The 16,522-nt window shown below is 65.7% G+C and carries 12 protein-coding genes; 9 read left to right on the top strand and 3 right to left on the bottom strand.

The window, feature by feature from the left end:
- Positions 1–88 precede the first annotated feature (88 nt).
- The 9 genes from OXH60_09675 (at position 89) to OXH60_09715 (ending at position 11,887) form a co-directional block, all read left to right on the top strand.
- Positions 89–1,645 (top strand): long-chain fatty acid--CoA ligase, encoded by a 1,557-nt coding sequence (locus OXH60_09675; protein MDE0712386.1) that lies wholly within the window; start codon positions 89–91, stop codon positions 1,643–1,645.
- Entirely contained in the window at positions 1,642–2,598 is a 957-nt protein-coding gene (ispH, locus tag OXH60_09680; protein MDE0712387.1) for a 4-hydroxy-3-methylbut-2-enyl diphosphate reductase, read from the top strand. Before OXH60_09675 ends, ispH begins: the two co-directional genes overlap by 4 nt.
- Before the next feature lie 381 nt (positions 2,599–2,979).
- The gene (locus OXH60_09685; protein MDE0712388.1) at positions 2,980–4,332 is read left to right on the top strand and encodes an extracellular solute-binding protein; all 1,353 of its coding nucleotides are present in this window, start codon (positions 2,980–2,982) and stop codon (positions 4,330–4,332) included.
- A 162-nt stretch (positions 4,333–4,494) separates the two neighbouring features.
- Entirely contained in the window at positions 4,495–5,850 is a 1,356-nt protein-coding gene (locus tag OXH60_09690) for an extracellular solute-binding protein (protein MDE0712389.1), read from the top strand.
- Positions 5,851–6,143: 293 nt separating this feature from the next.
- On the top strand, positions 6,144–7,499 hold the full coding sequence (locus tag OXH60_09695) for an ABC transporter substrate-binding protein (GenBank protein ID MDE0712390.1): 1,356 nt from the start codon (positions 6,144–6,146) through the stop codon (positions 7,497–7,499).
- A gap of 57 nt (positions 7,500–7,556) precedes the next feature.
- Entirely contained in the window at positions 7,557–8,435 is an 879-nt protein-coding gene (locus OXH60_09700) for a sugar ABC transporter permease (GenBank protein ID MDE0712391.1), read from the top strand.
- Complete coding sequence (locus OXH60_09705; protein MDE0712392.1) at positions 8,432–9,307, top strand: carbohydrate ABC transporter permease; 876 nt, start codon at positions 8,432–8,434, stop codon at positions 9,305–9,307. Before OXH60_09700 ends, OXH60_09705 begins: the two co-directional genes overlap by 4 nt.
- A gap of 5 nt (positions 9,308–9,312) precedes the next feature.
- Entirely contained in the window at positions 9,313–10,416 is a 1,104-nt protein-coding gene (gene ugpC, locus OXH60_09710) for a sn-glycerol-3-phosphate ABC transporter ATP-binding protein UgpC (GenBank protein MDE0712393.1), read from the top strand.
- 55 nt (positions 10,417–10,471) lie between these two features.
- The gene (locus OXH60_09715; GenBank protein ID MDE0712394.1) at positions 10,472–11,887 is read left to right on the top strand and encodes an FAD-binding oxidoreductase; all 1,416 of its coding nucleotides are present in this window, start codon (positions 10,472–10,474) and stop codon (positions 11,885–11,887) included.
- Positions 11,888–11,894: 7 nt separating this feature from the next.
- Here OXH60_09715 and ligA read toward each other — a convergent pair whose 3' ends face one another.
- Genes ligA through OXH60_09730 form a run of 3 tightly spaced genes read right to left on the bottom strand, consistent with a single transcriptional unit; the run spans position 11,895 to position 16,484 of the window.
- The gene (gene ligA, locus OXH60_09720; protein ID MDE0712395.1) at positions 11,895–13,988 is read right to left on the bottom strand and encodes an NAD-dependent DNA ligase LigA; all 2,094 of its coding nucleotides are present in this window, start codon (positions 13,986–13,988) and stop codon (positions 11,895–11,897) included.
- Positions 13,985–15,649, bottom strand: a complete 1,665-nt coding sequence (recN, locus tag OXH60_09725) for a DNA repair protein RecN (GenBank protein MDE0712396.1) — start codon at positions 15,647–15,649, stop codon at positions 13,985–13,987. The genes ligA and recN overlap by 4 nt, the downstream gene beginning before the upstream one ends.
- A gap of 16 nt (positions 15,650–15,665) precedes the next feature.
- The gene (locus OXH60_09730) at positions 15,666–16,484 is read right to left on the bottom strand and encodes an outer membrane protein assembly factor BamD (GenBank protein MDE0712397.1); all 819 of its coding nucleotides are present in this window, start codon (positions 16,482–16,484) and stop codon (positions 15,666–15,668) included.
- Between the last annotated feature and the right edge of the window lie 38 nt (positions 16,485–16,522).

Below are 16,522 nucleotides of genomic sequence, written 5' to 3' on the forward strand. Positions count from 1 at the left end.
CGCTGGTCCGGAGGGCACCCCGTGTCGGCAGGTTCGCTAGACTGCCGGCCTTTGCCGGAATCAAACGTCCTGCCCGAGCTGCGCGCCCATGCTGAACCTAGCCACCGTCCTCGAATCCAGCGCCCGCGACCGTCCGGACGCGACCGCGATCACGTTTCTCGGCAGCACGTTCAGCTACGCGGAAGTCGATGCGCTGGCGAACCAGGTGGCCACCGGGATCCGGGCGGTAGGGATCGAGCCGGGTCAGCGTATCGCGCTCTGCTCACCCAATGTCCCACAGTTCATCTTCGTCTATTTCGGGATCATCAAGGCCGGTTGTGTCGTGGTCCCGTTCAACGTCCTGCTGGCGGAGGACGAGTTCGCGTACATCCTCGAGGACTCTGGCGCCGTCGGGTTCTTCTGCTTCGAAGGCACCAACGAGCTGCCGGTCGGAGAAACCGGCCGGAAAGCCTTCGTCCGGACGGAGGGCTGCCGTTGCTTCTGGTCCATTTCGCTGGATCCGCAGGCGCCGGACCCGTTCCCAGGCGCGAGCACATTCCAATCGCTCGTGCAGGGAGCGGACGACCACTTCGACACGGTTGATCGGTCGGGCGAAGACACCGCCGTCATTCTCTACACCTCGGGGACCACCGGCCGCCCGAAGGGCGCAGAGCTCACACACTCGAACCTGGTGCTGAACACGGTCGTGCTGGCGAAGGTGACCGATCTGTCAGATCAGGACCGCATCCTCGTGGCCCTTCCGCTGTTCCACGTGTTCGGCCAGGTCGTCCTGATGCTTGCGGGGTTCCTCGGAAACTGCCGCCTGGTCCTCATGCCGCGCTTCGAGCCGGCCGCCGTGTTCGAACGCGTCAAGGCGGAAGGGGTCACCGTCCTAGCCGGGGTTCCGACGATGTACTGGGGCTTGCTCACGTACGCAGAAGCCGAACCCGGGCTGGACGCGGGCGGGGCGCTGGAGACCGTCCGGGTGTGCGCCACCGGCGGGGCCGCCATGCCCCTCGAGGTCCTTCGAGCGGTGGAAGAACGCTTCAACGTCACCGTGCTGGAAGGCTACGGTCTCTCGGAAACATCGCCTGGCGTCAGCTTCAACAGCGTCGACGTCGAACGTCGGGCCGGCTCGGTCGGACGCGCGATCTGGGGCGTTGAGATGCGCATCGTCGATCCCGATGACAACCCGTTGCCGCCCCGAGAGACCGGCGAAGTCGTCGTCCGCGGACACTGCGTGATGAAGGGTTACCTGAATCGGCCGGAGGCGACCGCCGAGGCCATGCGGGGCGGCTGGTTTCATACCGGCGACCTGGGCTACATGGACGAGGAGGGTTATCTCTACATCGTGGACCGGCTCAAGGATCTGGTGATCCGGGGCGGTTACAACGTCTATCCGCGCGAAGTGGAGGAAGTCCTGATCGAGCACCCTGAGGTATCGTTGTGCGCGGTCATCGGTGTCCCGCATGAACAGTATGGCGAAGAGTTGAAAGCGTTCATCGTCCGCGAACCCGGCTCCGGTCTCGACGCTGAGACCGTGATTGCATTCGCGCGCGAGCGCATTGCGGCCTATAAATATCCACGAATTGTCGAGTTCTGCGACACCCTGCCCATGAACGCTACTGGTAAGATCCTCAAGACCCACCTTCGGAAGCAGCCGTGAAACGGATCCTCCTGGCCAACCCCCGAGGCTTCTGCGCCGGCGTCGAGCGCGCGATCGAGGTGGTCGAGCGGGCAATCGACATCTACGGGCCGCCGGTCTACGTCCGGCACGCAATCGTCCACAACGAACATGTGGTCGCGACGCTCCGCGATCAGGGCGTCGTATTTGTCGACGAAGTGGACGAGATCCCGGTGGGCGCCATCGCAGTTTTCAGTGCCCACGGCGTCGCCAGCAGCGTCGAGAACGCGGCGGGAGTCCGGAGCCTGCGGGTGATCGACGCCACCTGCCCGCTGGTTTCCAAGGTTCACAAGGAGGCCGTGCGCTACCACGAAGCAGGGTACGAAGTCCTGCTGGTCGGCCATCGCGGCCATCCGGAAGTGGTCGGTACCACGGGCCGGGTCAAGAGCGGTATCTTCGTGCTCGAGACGGTTGCCGATGTCGAAGCATTCACGCCTCGTGACCCCGAACGCCTCGCCTACGTCACGCAGACCACGCTGTCGATGGACGATACGCGCGAGATGATCGACGCGCTGCAGGCCCGGTTCCCGACCATCCGGGGACCCGATCTGCGGGATATCTGTTACGCCACCCGGAACCGTCAGCAGGCGGTGCGGATCCTGGCCGGGCAATCGGACCTCATCATCGTGGTCGGCGGTTCCATGAGCTCCAATTCCGCGCGGCTGCGCGAAATCGGCGAGCAGGCCGACGTCCCGAGCTACCGCGTCAAGAGCGCGGACGACCTCGAGACCTCGTGGTTTGACGGGGTGTCGACGGTGGGCGTCACGGCCGGCGCATCCACTCCGGACGTGCTGGTCGACATGGTGGTCGAGCGCATCCAGACCATCGCCGGGCGCACCGTGGCCGTCCAGGAGCTCGAGGCAAAACCAGAGAACACCCGGTTCCGGCTGCCCAAGCATTGGCCCGAGGCCGAAACCCCGCTGCATCCCGCGTAGGCCAGAGCCCCTTTTTCGCACGCATCGCGCCCGGGCGATCGCCAAGCCGATCCCGGGCTGTACCGGTCGCGGCGAACCGGCCGGGCTCGCCAAGCATCCTCCAACGAGTGGCCGGCGGCTGCAGCTGCCGGGTTCGTCGAGCGCCACGCCCGATGCGACTTCTCGACGCGCCGATCGCCTGCGTCCCGGCGCCCTGTCGGCAACGGTCCTGGCTGCCCGTCGTCGATCAAGCCCGCCCAGGCAACGGAGCGGCCGACAGGATCCGCGCGCCTGGAACGGCGCCGCGAATGGGAAACCGGGACTCTTGTGGCCGGATTGGAACCATGAGCCCTGCTATGCTCTGCATCCTTTCACGGTCAAGGGGCTGAGGAAGGAGGGTCCATGGCCACGAAGACGACTTCGCGCCGGATCTTCCTGCAGTCCGCAGGCGCCGCCGCAGCCGGGGCGCTCGCCGCCCCCTATGTGAAGACCGCTACGTCAGCCGGAAAACTGAAACTGGGCGTCCTGGACCACTGGGTGCCGGGCACGAACCAAGCGCTCCGACAGATCCTGACCCGGTGGGGTGAGGCCAACGGGGTCGACGTCTCCGTCGACTTCATCACGTCGCTCGGAAACAAGCCCCTGCTGACGGCGCAAGCGGAAGCCCGCGCCAGGGCCGGGCATGACATCTTCATGCATTCCTCTGCGATGGTCCCCTTATTCAAGAATCGGCTCGTCCCCCTTGACGACGTGGTGGAAGACATTCTGTCCACGCAGGGCCCGATCGCTGACGTCTTCCGATACGCCGGCCACCTCGATGGCTCCTGGCGGGTGAGCCCTGCCCCTACCGGAACCAATTGCTACGCAACCGTGGCGCGGCGCGACCTCTTCTTGGAACACGCTGCCGTCGACCTGACGGAGTTGTTTCCGGCAAACGATTCGCGAGACCCCGCAAAGGTGGAAAGCTGGGACTGGGAGGCGTTTCGAAACGCGGCGGGCGCGCTCCATGCCGCAGGCGTCCCCGTCGGAGCCCCTGTTGCGCCGATCCCCGACAGCACCGGTTGGCTGACCCAGCTGTTCGCCGCCTACGGCGCGGCCGTGGTCGACGAACGCGGTGACATTGCCGTCAATTCCGACCCTGTACGGGAGGTACTCGAGTACGCAATCCGACTTCTGGAATTCCTGCCCGACGGCGTGTACGCGTGGGACGACGCGGGCAACAATCGGTGGATCATTTCGGGCTCGGGCAGCGCCATTTTCAATCCGCCGAGCGCCTGGGCGGTCGCCAAACGCGACAGCCCTGACGTGGCTCGTCACATCTGGCACTGCGATTCTCCCCGGGGACCGGCCGGCCGGTTTCGCACCTTCAACACGATCTTCTGGGGACTCTGGGACTTCTCCGAAAACCAGTCCGCTGCCCGTGACCTGCTCCGCTACGTGGCCGAGCCGGATGTGGTCGCGGCCATGCTGGAGGCTTCGCAGGGCTACGACCTCCCCATGGTTCTTTCGCACTACGACCACACGAACGTGTGGGCGGAAGGTCAACCGCCAGCGGGCGGGCTGTACAACTATGCCATTCGCGGCGACGAACAACCGATCGTCGGCGGGTACCCTGCGCCCGCTGAAATCGGCGCGAGCATTACGGTGCAGCGGGTCGTTTCCAATCTGGTCGCTCGCGTTACCCAAGGCGGGGACAGCATCGACGCGGGCATAAGCTGGGCCGAGAACGAGCTTGCAGGCGTGCTCCGCGGCTGATGGGCGCGGGTGACGGCTTCCACAGCGGCGGTCCGGGTTTGCCCACAGGAATTGCCGGTTTGGGACATGATTCGATGCTGGCGAGAACTGCATTTGCAGGCGCGCACCCGTCAGTCAGGTTGCCTGACCGTGCGCGTCCCTTGAGGTAACGAAGAAGGAAGCATGAACTTGACGACAGGTTCGACCCGCCGAACTTTCCTGAAGGCCGCCGGTGCCGCCGCCGCGGGGACACTCGCGGCCCCCTACGTGCAGACCGCTGGCTCAGCCGGCCGGCTGAGACTCGGGGTCATCGACCATTGGGTACCGGGCACGAATGAGGTGCTGCAGCAACTCCTGGAACGATGGGGCGAAGCCAACCACGTCGAGGTCACGGTCGACTTCATCACCACCATCGGCAACAAGCTGCTGCTGACCGCCCAGGCGGAGTCGCGCGCCGGGTCCGGGCACGACATTTTTGCGCTCGAGTTTCACATGGTCCCGATGTTCAAGCATCGCCTGATTGCCGTCGACGACGTGGTCGACGACATCGTCGCTGCGTACGGACCCATTGCTGAACTGTCCAGGCAAGCCGCATTTCTCGACGGCGCGTGGCGAGGGGGCCCCTCCCCAGCGATGAACGCATCGGCGGCGACCGTGGCCCGGCGCGACCTGTTCCTGGAACACGCCGGCATCGATCTGACCGAATTGTTTCCGGCCAGCGATTCCCGTGATACCGCCAAAGTCGACCGTTGGGACTGGGAGGCCTTCGCCAAGGCGGCGGCAGCCCTCCACGCTGCCGGTCGTCCGGTTGGTGCCGCGATTTCTCCCGTCACCGACAGCAGCGCCTGGCTGGCCCAGCTGTTCGCATCCTACGGCGCGGCCATGGTGAACGAGCAGGGCGAGATCGCCGCGGATTCGGATGCGGTTCGCGAGGCCCTCGAATACCTGACCCGACTGGCGGAGGTCATGCCGGACAGCGTGTATGCGTGGGACGACGCCAGCAACAACCGCTGGATCATCTCGGGCGCCGGCAGCGCCATCTTCAACCCCCCGAGCGCGTGGGCCGTCGCCAAACGGGATAGTCCGGACGTGGCGCAGCACCTCTGGCATTGCGACGTGCCGCGTGGCCCGGCCGGGCGCTTCCGGGCCTTCAACTCGATCTTCTGGGGCATCTGGGATTTCTCCGAGAACCAGTCGGCAGCCCGTGACCTGCTTCGCTACGTGGCCGAGCCGGAAGTGGTCGTTGCCATGCTGGAGGCTTCGCAAGGCTATGACCTTCCCCTGATTGCCTCGCATTATGATCGCACCGCGGTGTGGGCGGATGCCGGGCCGCCTGCCGGAGGGCTCTACAACTACGCCCTCCGCGGGGACGAGCGGACGCTGACCGACGGCTACCCTGCGCCCCCGGAGATCGCGGCTCGGATCAGCTTGCAGCGAGTCGTTCCCAATCTCGTGGCCCGAGTCACGCAAGGGGGCGAGAGCTTCGACGACGCCATCGGATGGGCTGAGAACGAACTCGAAGGCGTGCTTCGCAGCTGACCGCCACGATGGCCTGATCGCGGCGCTCCCCGGGGCCTGACCACCCCAGCGCCTGCCTCGCCCTGCCCGTAACGGACCCAGCGTTCCGGCCGCGCCGCTCCTCGAAAACGGCCCGATTCACAACTCGTTACCCATGCTGGTACGGGCCAGCACAACGCCGCAACCACAGCAGGCCTCCGGCGCCATGAATGCGGTCGGGACGCGATGCAGGGCGCTTCGCGCCAAGCAGGCGCCAAGGTCTCTTGCTATGCTCGGCATCCTTTCAAGGTCAGGTGGCTGTGGAAGGGGGGGACATGGGCACGAAGGCGACCCGTTCACGCCGAACCTTCATGAAGACGGCTGGTGCCACTGCGGTGGGGGCGCTCGCCGCTCCCTACGTCAAGACCGCATACTCTGCCGGCAAGCTGAAACTGGGCCTATGGGACCACTGGGTGCCCGGCGCCAACGAGGCGCTGGAACAGATCCTGACCCGCTGGGGCGAAAACAACGGCGTGGAAGTCACGATCGACTTCATCACGTCGATTGGCAACAAGTTGCTGCTCACGGCCCAGGCCGAGTCGCGCGCCGGCTCGGGCCACGACATCTACTCGCACGCGTTCGCGATGGTGCCGCTGTTCAAGCATCGGCTGGTGGCCGTGGACGACGTGGTCGAGGACATCCTTTCCACCCAGGGGCCGATCGCCGAGATCTCAAGGTTTTCCGCCTTCCTCGATGGCGCATGGAGGGGGAGTCCCTCGCCCACGGGAACGCTCTCGTACCCGACGGTCGCTCGCCGCGACCTGTTTCTGGAGCATGCAGGAATCGACCTCACGGAACTGTTCCCCGCCAGCGATTCACGGGATCCTGCCAAGATCGACGGCTGGGACTGGGAGGCCTTCCTTCAAGCTGCGGCAGGGCTGCACGCGGCCGGACGCTCGTTCGGCGCCCCGCTGGCGACCACGCCCGACGGCAGCGCCTGGCTGGCCCACCTTTTCGCTTCCTACGGCGCAGCCATGGTGGACGAACAAGGGGAAGTCGTGGTCAATTCGGATGCCGTCCGCGAAGTGCTCGAGTACCTGATCCGAATCGCCGAGTTCATGCCCAACAGCGTGTACGCATGGGACGACGCCAGCAATAACCGCTGGATCATCTCGGGAGAGGGCGGCGCAATCTTCAACCCGCCGAGCGCGTGGGCCGTCGCTAAACGCGACAATCCGGACGTGGCCAGACACATCTGGCATTTCGACGTCCCCCGGGGACCGGCCGGCAGGTTCCGCGCCTTTACGTCGTTCTTCTGGGGCATCTGGGACTTCTCCGAGAACCAGTCGGCAGCCCGCGATCTACTGCGTTACGTCGCCGAGCCGGAAGTGGTGACCCAGATGCTGCGGGCCTCTCAGGGCTTCGACCTCCCCATGATCCGCTCGCACTACAACCATTCGCAGGTCTGGGCTGAGGCGGAGCCTCCGGCAGGAGTCCTCTACAACTACGCTATGCTCGGAGACGAGCGGACGGTGTTTGCCGGCTATCCCGCCCCCCCGGAAATCGGGGCGCGGATAGCGACGCAGCAGATCCTCCCCACGCTGGCCGCATTGGTCACGCAGGGCGGCGAAACCATCAACGATGCCATCGGCTGGGCCGAGAACGAGCTCGAAGGGGTACTCCGCGGCTAGTCGCCGCGGATCAGCCGGTCGGGAAGTGATGCAGGGAACAGGCTCCGACTAGTGCGCGTGCTTCCCCCGCTTCTCCGGCGCAAACCCGCCGTCGCGGTACTCATGTGCGTGCCGCTGTTCGGGCTCATTCTCGGCCTCGTGGCGTATCCGTTCTTCCACGCACTCTTCCTGGCCACCCTCAACAAGGCGGAAACCGCGTTCGTCGGGCTGGACAATTTCAGCTTCCTGTTCGGACGCCAGACGTTCTGGATGGTGGTTCGCCAGAGCCTGCTGTTCGCGCTCGTGGCCGTCGTCTTCAAGGCACTGATCGGACTCGCGGCGGCCCATGCCATCAACACAATCCCCACCAAGGGTCAGCGCAAATGGCGCGGCATGATGCTGATTCCGTGGGTCATTCCGCCAGCCCTCTCCACCCTCGGATGGTGGTGGCTGTTCGAGCCCACCTACAGCGCGATCAACTGGGGGCTGACGAAGCTGGCCGTGCCGGCCGTGCCGTGGCTGTCCGATACGTTCTGGGCCCGGTTCTCGATCATCCTCGTCAATGTCTGGGTCGGTGCCCCGTTCTTCCTGATCATGTATCTGGCGGCCCTCAAGTCGATTCCCGGCGAGCTCTATGAGGCGGCCGAGATGGACGGTGCCGGCCCCTGGCAGAAGTTCTTCTACATCACGCTGCCGATGATCCGGAACATCATCGCCATCACCACGCTGTTCTCGATCATCGTCACCCTCGCCAATTTCGACATCGTCCGCGTCCTGACCCAAGGCGGGCCGCTCAATACGACCCACCTGTTTGCCACGTACGCATTTCGGGTGGGTATCGAGTCCGGCGACATTCCGTTGGGCGCGGCGGTCTCGCTGTTCATGTTCCCGATGCTGGCCATTCTCGCCTTCATCATTCTCCGAAACGTGCGCCGTCGGGCGGCGAGCCTCGCATGACCGCCGTTCCGGTCACGGGAGCCACGAGTCTTCGGGCCAACCGCCGGTGGGCGCTGATCGCCGCCTACGCGTGCCTCGGCGTCTTCGTGGTCTTCTTCCTGTTCCCGCCGTACTACATGCTGGTCACGTCGCTGAAGACGAATGCGGAGATTGCCGAACTCGCCTCCAATCCCTGGATCGTGACCGACGGCGTGACGTTCGGCCACTACGAACACCTGCTCACGGAATCGTCGTTTCCGAGGTTCTTCCTGAACACGACCATCGTCACGGTGGTCGTGGTCGCCATCACCATGGTGATCAGCGTGCTCGCCGCGTACTCGCTGGCACGGCTGCGGTTCTGGGGCTCCGGCGTGCTCGCCACCGGCGTGTTCCTCACCTACCTGGTGCCGGACACGCTGCTGTTCATCCCCCTGTTCAAGATCGTGGGTTGGCTCGGTCTGCTCGACACGTACTGGTCGTTGATCCTCGTGTACCCGACCCTTACCGTCCCATTCTGCACGTGGATCATGATCGGCTATTTCGGATCGATCCCGCGCGAACTCGATGAGGCGGCACTGATCGACGGCGCCAACCATCTGCAGATGCTGCTCAAGGTCTTCATTCCGGTGGCCCTGCCGGGGCTGATCGCGGCGACGATTTTCGCGTTCACGGTGGCGTGGGCCAATTTCCTCTACCCGCTCGCCTACATCTATTCCGAATCGGAGATGGTCCTGACCGTCGGAACGGTCACGACGCTCATCAAGGGCGACGTGTTCCACTGGGGTGGGCTGATGGCCGGCGCGCTGCTCGCCGCGGCACCTCCCGTGATCCTGTACGCGTTCCTGATGGACTACTACATTGCCGGTCTCACCTCGGGCGCGACCAAAGGCTGATCCCGATGGCAGACGTAACCCTCCAGAACCTCGTCAAGACCTTTGACACCGTGGAAGCGGTGCGGGGCATCGACTTGCGGATTCCGAATAACGAATTCGTGGTCCTCGTCGGGCCGTCCGGCTGCGGCAAGAGCACCGTGCTCCGCATGATCGCGGGATTGGAAGACATCACCTCGGGCGACATCCGGATCGGTGATCTCCGCGTCAACGACGTGCCGCCCAAGGACCGGAACATCGCGATGGTGTTCCAGAACTATGCGTTGTACCCGCACATGACGGTCGAGCAGAACATGTCCTTCGGCCTGCGGCTCCGAAAGGTCGCCAAGTCGGAGATCCGCGGCAAGGTCCAGCGCGCCGCGGACATCCTCGGCATAGCGGAACTGCTCGGGCGGCGGCCGCGGGAGCTCTCGGGCGGGCAGCGGCAACGGGTCGCGATGGGGCGCGCCATCGTCCGCGATCCGCAGGTGTTCCTGTTCGACGAACCCCTGAGCAACCTTGACGCCAAGCTCCGAGGCCAAATGCGGATCGAGATCCAGCGGCTCCATCAGCAGCTTCGGACGACCACCATCTACGTCACGCACGACCAGGTGGAGGCCATGACTCTCGCCGATCGCGTCGTGGTCATGAACGCCGGCCGGATCGAGCAGGCAGGAACCCCCGACGAGGTGTATCACCAGCCGCGCACACGCTTCGTGGCCGGCTTCATGGGGTCGCCCGCCATGAATTTCCTCAACTGCCAGGTCACCGAAGAAAACGGCCACACGGTGGCGCGCCTGGCCGACGGCCCAGCGCTGCCGCTCCCGACCGAGCAGGCCGCGCGCGTGCGCAGCTACGCCGGTCGGACCCTGGTGGCCGGCCTCCGGCCTGAAAACATCCGCGAGGCGGCCAGCCACGACGGCGGCAACAGCAGCGGTGTCCCGCATGACGTCTCGATCGACATCGTGGAGCCTCTCGGTCGCGAAACAATCGTCTATTTCAGGCTGGGTGACAGCACCCTGTGCGCGCGTGTTGGGACCGAGGTACATCCGCGGGCGGGCGAGCAGACGTCACTCGTATTTCACCCCGACAGACTGCACCTGATCGACCCCGAGACCGACCTCGTGCTGTGAGCCGGGGCTCCGTCGGCCACGCGTCGAGACACCGTCAGTACCGGGCCCTCGGGTGATGCCCGAGGTCAGCAATGCCGTACGGCGGGGCCTGCAGACCGTCGTCGGAGCGGCCGGCATCTTTACCGATCCCGCGGACCTTGAAGCTCACCTGGTCGACGAACGCGGGGCCTTCCGGGGCGTTTCCCCGGTACTCCTCAAGCCCGCCACGACCGACGAGGTCGCCGCGATCGTACGAATCTGCGCGGACGCCGGCGTCGGTATCGTTCCGCAGGGCGGACGGACCGGCCTTTGCGGTGGAACGGTACCTGTGACGCCGGGGGGCGAGGTCCTGGTCAGCCTCGAGCGCCTGCGGCGGATTCGGGAGTTGGATGCGCAGGGATTCACGATGACCTGCGAGGCGGGCTGCATCCTGCAAACCCTGCAGAATGAAGCAGAGAGCGCCGATCGCCTCTTCCCCCTGTCATTGGCGGCAGAAGGGAGCTGCACCATTGGCGGCAATCTCTCCACCAACGCGGGCGGGATCAACGTGCTGCGGTACGGCATGGCCCGGAATCTCACCCTTGGTCTTGAAGTGGTGCTTCCGGACGGGACGCTGTGGGACGACCTCGGCGCCCTGCGGAAGGACAACCGCGGCTACGACCTGAAACAGCTGTTCATCGGCGCCGAGGGGACGCTCGGAATCATCACCTGCGCGACCATGGAGCTCTTCCCCCGACCCCGGGACGTGGATACCGCGTTCCTCGCGGTGGCCGATCCCGAGGCGGCCCTCCAGCTGTTCGCTGTCGCACGCGAGGTGGCCGCCGACATGATGGTCGCCTTCGAGCTGAACGACCGAAATGCCCTGGACATGGTGTTCCGACACATGGACGGCGTCCGCGATCCGTTTCCCACCCGGTACAGCTGGTACGTGCTGCTTGAGCTCACGGCCGGCGTCGACGGCCACGCCCGGGCCGCCGGCGAGCAAATTCTCGCGGCAGCGGTCGACCGCGGTCTCGTGCTGGATGGCGTACGCGCCGAGAGCCTCGCCCACCGCGCCGGATTGTGGCGCCTGCGGGAGACCGTGACCGAGGCGCAGAAGCACGAGGGGCGCAGTCTCAAACACGATATCTCGGTTCCTGTGGTCGCGGTCCCGCAGTTCATCGACGAAGCCACGGCGGCGGTCCAGCGCTACTGGCCGGGATACCGGGTGCTCGCGTTCGGCCACGTGGGTGACGGCAACATCCACTTCAACGTGTTCGGGCCGCCCGGAGATGACGGCAACCGCCTGTTTGCGGAAAGCGACGCGATCGAGGAAGCCGTGTTCGCGATCGCCGATCGAATGCAGGGAAGTTTCAGCGCCGAGCATGGGATCGGACAGCTGAAGCGCCGGGCCCTCCGGCAGTACGCCCCGGCCGGGTCCCTCGAGATGATGAAGGCCTTGAAACGCACGCTTGACCCGCAGGGGATCATGAATCCCGGCAAGGTGGTGTGAGCCACGCTCAGGCTTCCAGCAGCTCCTGGAACGCCGCCTCGTCCAGCACCTCGATGTTCAATTCTTCGGCCTTTCGCCGCTTGGCGCCCCCACCTTCCCCGGCGACGAGGTAGTCGGTCTTCGCGGAAACCGCGGACGCCACGCGCGCACCAAGTGCTTCCGCACGGGCCTTGGCCTCGTTCCGGGAGAGTCCGGCCAGCGTTCCCGTGAACACCAGCGTCCGACCGGAGAGAGGAGAATCGGCAGCCGGCGCTTCCGCATCCTGCACGTTCACTCCGGCCGCCCGGAGGTTGTCCACGACGGTTCGCGTGGACGGGTCCGTGAAATGGTCGACCAAGGCACGGATCTGCGCCGCGCCGATCCCGTCCACGCCCGCCAACTCGGCGTACTCCGGCGTTTCCGGGTCTTGTGCGCGCTCGGCCAGTTCCATGAGCCTGCCGAGTGACTCGGCAGCCCGTGCCAGTTGCGCGGCGTTTCCCTGACCGACGTGCCGGATCCCCAGCGCGAACAGAAATCGCTCCAGCGCGACGTCCCTTGCCCCATGAATGGCGGTGCGAAGGTTGTGGACCGATGTCGGTCCCCAGCCCTTTTCGTCGCTCAGAGCCTGCAACCACTGCTCGTCTTCGGCTACCAGGAAGATGTCAGCGGGCTCGCGAATATCGCCACGGTCCCAGAAAGCCCGCAGTTGGCGCTCTCCCAGACCGTCGATCGCGAGGGCATGCCGGCTCACGAAATGCACCAGTTGCTGGAATGCCTGCGCCTCGCAGGCTCGGCCGCCCGGACACCGGGTCACGACCTCGTCGGGTTCACGCTCTACCGGGCGACCGCAGGCCGGGCACCGCTCCGGGAATTCGAACGATGCCGACGTTTCCGGTCGACCATCGAGATCGACGTCCACGACCTGCGGGATCACGTCGCCCGCGCGCTGGACCGTCACGAGGTCGCCCTCGCGGACGTCGAGACGATCAATCTCATCGCGGTTGTGAAGCGTGGCCCGCCCGACCACCACGCCGCCCACCGTCACGGGTTGGAGCCTCGCGACCGGTGTCAGGGCTCCCGTTCGGCCGACCTGCACGTCGATCGATAGGACGCGCGTCTTGGCACGTTCGGCCGGAAACTTGCGGGCGACGGAATGACGCGGCGCGCGCGTGGAGGCACCCAGCCGCTGCTGCCAATCCAGACGGTCCACCTTGTACACGATCCCGTCCACGTCGAATCCGAGCTCCGAACGGTTCGCGTAGAGCTGTTCGGCGAACCGCACCATGGCATCGATGTCCCGGCAGACCTCGGTGCCTGGCGTGACATTGAAACCGTGGCCGGCCAGCCGCTCCCTGGCCTTCGTCACCGTTTCTCCGAGCGCCTCAGAAGTCTCACCCCAGCTATGGACGAAGAACCCGAGGTCGCGTTCGGCCGTGATCACCGGATCGATCTGCCGAACGGACCCGGCCGCGGCATTGCGGGGATTCACGAACGCGCGCTTGCCGGACGCCAGTTGCTCGGCGTTCAAACGGTGAAAGGACTCGATCGGGAAGTACACCTCGCCGCGCACTTCAAGGCGTGCGGGTGGCCGGCCCTGCAGCCGCTCCGGCACGGCGGCGATCGTCCTGAGATTGCGCGTGACGTCCTCGCCGTCCCGTCCATCGCCGCGGGTAGCGCCTACCGCCAGCTCGCCATCGTCGTACCGCAGGGAGGCCGACAGGCCGTCGATCTTCGGCTCGGCCGCTATCGCGATCTCGACCGCCGGGTCCAGGTTGAGAAACTTTCGGACCCGTTCCACGAATTCTTGCAACTCGTCGTCGGTAAAGACGTTGTCCAGCGACAGCATGGGTTGCGGATGCCGTACTTTGCGGAAGCCGGAGGTCGGGGGCGCGCCGACCCTTCCCGACGGGCTGTCGTTTCGAACCAGCTCCGGCCAATGCTTCTCGATCTCCGAGTTTCGGCGACGGAGAGCGTCGTAGTCCGCATCCGAGATCTTCGGTGAGTCATCGATGTAGTACGCGCGGTCGTGCCGCAGGATGGCGGCCGACAGCCGGGCGAGTTCGGACCGGGCTTCCTCCCGGCTGAGTGCCGCCACGGCGGTCGCGGCGGTATCGGCGGTCACTTGCCCCCTTCCTGCAACAGCCGCTTTGCGGCGGCGCGAGCCTCTTCGGTCAGTCCGCTGCCAGACATCATGCGTGCAATTTCCTCGACGCGGGCGGCCTCGTCGAGTTCCGAAGCCGACACCGCATCTTCAGACCGAAGGATCAGCCATTGGCGCCGGCCGCGGGCCGCCACTTGCGGCTGGTGGGTAACCGCGAACACCTGGTGGCGCCGGGCGAGGCGCGCCAGGCGCGCGCCCACTGCATCCGCCACCGCACCTCCAACGCCCGCATCGATTTCATCGAACACGAGCGTTGCCGGTTCGGTGACCCGTGCCAGGACGATATGGACCGCCAGCAGGAACCTGGACAGTTCGCCGCCCGAAGCGATTCGCTCAAGGGGTCCGATGGCGGCCCCCTTCATGGTCGCGACGCCGAAACGCACGCGCTCTCCGCCGTGCGGCCCCCACTTGTCACGCGGTAATTCTTCGAGCTCCGTCACGAACCGCGCGCGTCCCATGCGGAGCGCCTCGAGTTCGTCACCGATGCGCTCGTCAAGGAACGCTGCCGCTTTCCGGCGACCCGCGCCCAGCACCTCGACCGCGGCCTCATACGCTTGGCGAGCGGCACCGGCCGCTTCCTCGAGTTCCTTCACACGGTGCTCGTCAGCGTCGGTCTTCGCCGCCTGTTCACGCAGTTCCCCGAGCACCGTGCGCAGTTCATCCGGGGGCACGCCGTGGCGACGAGCCGCGGCCCGGAGTGCAAACAGCCGGGTTTCCACCTGTTCCAGTTCGTTCGGGTCCAACTCGAGGTCTGCGCGCACCGCGTCGAGCAGGTTTCGGGCCTCCCCCAGTTCGACCAACGCACGGTGCAGCGTCGACTTTAGCTCTGCGAACGGGCCCGAAACTTCCGGAAGCCCGTCGAGGGCAGCCGCCGCGTCGTGCAGGGACGGCGTCGCAGCAGCCGGGGTCGACCCCTCGCCCATGATGGCGGCCAATTGTTCGATCACCGCCAAGACCCGGCCGCTCTGCATCAGGAACGATCGGCGCTCCGCCAACTGTTCGGCTTCGCCGGGCTCAGGCGCCAAGGCCTCCAGCTCTGTCAGCCGGGCCCGGATTTCCTCCTCGGCGGCACGGGTGCTTGCCAGTCCTTCGGCGGCCTCGCGATGGGCCGCTTCGGCTTCACGCCAAGCCCGATACCGCTTGCCGAGGTTCCGCAACTCTCGGGACAGACTTCCGAACGCGTCCAGGAAGCCCTGATGCCTGGTGGCATCAAGCAACCCCCTCCGGTCGTGCTGGCCATGAATCTGCAGCAAGCGATGACCGAGTTGCTCGAGCAGGCGGACCGTCACCGGCACGTCATTGATGAAGGCCCCGCCCCGGCCGTTCCGCGCCAGCACCCGGCGACACAGCAACGCGCCATCGCTCTGGATCCCGTGCTCGGAGGCAAATGCCACTGCCGGATGGTCGGCACCCACCTTGAACGACGCGGTGACGACTCCGTCGTCCGCTCCGACCCTCACCAGGCTGGCATCGGCCCGTCGACCCGTCGCCAGCGCGAGCGCTTCCATCAGCACCGACTTGCCCGCGCCGGTTTCACCCGACAACACGCAAAAGCCCGGGCCGAACGAAAAATCGAGAGCCTCGATCAGAACAACATTCCGGACCGAGAGGCTGATCAGCACGAGATGCCCCGCCCGATCAGAACAGTCCGAAGAACCAGGAGGACCGCGGAATCTCCGGCCCATCTCCTTCAAGCAAGTCGTAGGCGTACGCGTACCAACGGTTATTCGGATAGTTGTGGCCGAGTACGGCCGCGTGCAGACGTGCTTCGCTCTCGAGGCCGAGGGCCAGGTTCAACTCGACCATCCGGGCGAGAGCCTCGGCGACATGCGTGGTCTCGGGGTACGATCGGACGACCGTCGCGAACCGACGCAGCGCGGCAGGATATTGACGCAGTTGAAGATAGGTCCGGCCCACCTCCATCTCCTTGCCCCCGAGATGGTCGTAGACGAGATCGAGTTTCACCGCGGCGTCGCGCGCGTAGACGCTGCCGGGATAGCGGGCAATCACACCCTCCAACGCCTCTCTGGCAAGCCGGGTTTGCGTCTGGTCACGCCGGACATCCGGAATTTGCTCGTAGTGACACAGGGCGATCAGGTACCGGACATAGGGCACGTCAGAACTGCCCGGGTGCAGATCGATGAAGCGCTCGGCCGCCGCGACCGCCAGAGTGTAGTCGTTCTTCAGGTAGTTGGCGTACGCGACCAGCAGCTGCGCCCGCGTGGCCCATTCCGAATACGGATACTGGGCTTCGACCTGCTCGAATTCCGTGACGGCGAGCACATAGTCGTCGTCAAGCAGCGCGTCGAGAGCGGAGTTGTAGATCTTCTCCATCGGGCGCTCGACGACCGGCTCCGGGTCCTGAAACACGGAGCATCCGACCAGCAGCACCGCCAATGCGAGCGATGCCGCGATTCGCGAGCAGGGCCAGCGGCGGTCGAGGGAGGAGACGGGCATTTGGGGTGTATACCACGCGAAACGGGTCGTGGGGCCCG

Source organism: Rhodospirillales bacterium, from assembly GCA_028824295.1.
GTDB lineage: Bacteria > Pseudomonadota > Alphaproteobacteria > TMED109 > TMED109 > VXPW01.